We start from the raw sequence: 1,691 nt of genomic DNA on the forward strand, positions 1-1,691 counted from the left end.
TTTGCCTGTCATACCCCTCCCATGCTTGCACCGGATTTTCCTTTTCCGGCTCATGCCTTCCTTCTGTGTCCCCACAGTTCTGATTTAATGCAGTACAGGAATTTCAACCTGTTGTCCATCGGCTACGTCTTTCGACCTCGCCTTAGGTCCCGACTTACCCAGGGCAGATCAGCTTTACCCTGGAAACCTTAGATATTCGGCCATGAAGATTCTCACTTCATTCTCGCTACTCATTCCGGCATTCTCTCTTCAAGACAGTCCACGTATCCTTACGGTTACGCTTCGTCCCGTCTTCAATGCTCCTCTACCAATCCCGTAGGATTCCCAAGCTTCGGTGTCGTGTTTCAGCCCCGGACATTTTCGGCGCAGGACCTCTCGACTAGTGAGCTATTACGCACTCTTTTAATGTGTGGCTGCTTCTGAGCCAACATCCTAGTTGTCTTCGAAATCCCACATCCTTTTCCACTTAACACGCACTTTGGGACCTTAGCTGTGGGTCTGGGCTCTTTCCCTTTTGACCACCCAACTTATCTCGTGCAGTCTGACTCCATGACACCATCTGGCCGCCATTCGGAGTTTGATATTCTTCGGTAGGCTTTGACGCCCCCTAGGAAATTCAGTGCTCTACCTGCGGCAGACTTGTCATGGGCTAGCCCTAAAGCTATTTCGAGGAGAACCAGCTATCTCCGGGTTCGATTGGAATTTCTCCCCTATCCACACCTCATCACCACCCTTTTCAACGGATGTGTGTTCGGACCTCCATTGCCTTTTACGGCAACTTCATCCTGGACATGGATAGATCACCCGGTTTCGGGTATATGACAGGCGATTAGAACGTGCTTTTCACACTCGCTTTCGCTTCGGCTCCGTACCTGAAGTACTTAACCTTACCACATGCCATAACTCGCCGGACCGTTCTACAAAAAGTACGCCGTCGCACATATATAGTGCTTCGACAGCTTGTAAACACAGGGTTTCAGGTTCTCTTTCACTCCCCTCCCGGGGTCCTTTTCACCTTTCCTTCACAGTACTATGCGCTATCGGTCACTGGGTAGTATTTAGCCTTACGGAGTGGTCTCCGCTCATTCCCACAAGGTTTCACGTGTCTCGTGGTACTCTGGATCCTGCCATGTTGCTTTCGATTTCGGATACGCGGCTTTCACGCTTTTTCGCCGGACTTCCCAGACCGTTCTCCTATCAATCGCAAATCAATTATGCAGTCCTAACCCCACAGAATAAATTCCGTGGTTTGGGCTCTTTCCCGTTCGCTCGCCGCTACTTGGGAAATCGATGTTTCTTTCTCTTCCTCCGGGTACTTAGATGTTTCAGTTCCCCGGGTTCCCTCCCATGCGTTATGGATTGGCGCATGGGTACTTGAGGTCTGCTCAAGTGGGTTTCCCCATTCGGACATCCGCGGCTCAATGGATATTTGCTCCTCCCCGCGGCTTTTCGCAGCTTATCACGTCCTTCTTCGGCTCCCAGTGCCTAGGCATCCGCCCTGTGCTCTTTATAGCTTAACCAATACAGATATATAGCGTTATATCTGTGGTCTCTGACTAACTTTACGTTAATCGCAAACTTTCGTTTGCTTCGGTTTGTTTCTTGGTTTGGTAACTTTCGTTACCGCACCTCGGATGTCTAAACATTGATATGTTTATTAGATATTTTAATATGCAGTTTTCAAAGAACAG

The 1,691-nt window shown here is 49.2% G+C and carries 1 rRNA gene; it reads right to left on the reverse strand.

Annotation, left to right across the window (positions count from 1 at the left end):
• A 23S ribosomal RNA gene (locus LI288_RS13965) occupies positions 1-1,520 on the reverse strand; the annotation flags it as partial.
• Positions 1,521-1,691: the final 171 nt, after the last annotated feature.

This window comes from Lachnospira pectinoschiza (assembly GCF_020564355.1).
Classification (GTDB): domain Bacteria; phylum Bacillota; class Clostridia; order Lachnospirales; family Lachnospiraceae; genus Lachnospira; species Lachnospira intestinalis.